Origin of the sequence: Rhodococcus sp. KBW08 (assembly GCF_003852455.1) — a bacterium.
Taxonomy (GTDB): Bacteria; Actinomycetota; Actinomycetes; order Mycobacteriales; family Mycobacteriaceae; genus Rhodococcus_F; species Rhodococcus_F baikonurensis.
On record NZ_QAJJ01000078.1, the window covers coordinates 1 to 314 of the forward strand.

Here is a 314-nt window from a genome sequence, read left to right on the forward strand (position 1 = left end):
TCAGCAATGCACTTTGGCCGCGTTGGCGCAGCGAGAGGTGAACTCCTCTGTCGAGGAGTACGTACGTGATTGGGATCTGGCGGAGGCTGTGGCGCGGGACGCGGTAGCCGCTGCCTTCGCCGCAGATTTTTCGAGCGACGAGAGCGGTGAACAGATCGAGATATTGGCACGAGGTCTTCAGATCGTTCAGGTCCCGAGCGAATTCGATCCTGTTTATTTACTGACCAGATTGGTGGATCCGTACGAAAACCTGCACCCGGAGGAAGCCGAGCTTGTCAAATTAGAGGATCCACTGATAGAGGGTGAGTGAGCCC

The 314-nt window shown here is 56.4% G+C and carries 1 pseudogene; it reads left to right on the forward strand.

Annotation, left to right across the window (positions count from 1 at the left end):
• A pseudogene (locus tag DBV08_RS32535) lies at positions 1 to 310 on the forward strand (hypothetical protein); the annotation flags it as partial.
• Positions 311 to 314: the final 4 nt, after the last annotated feature.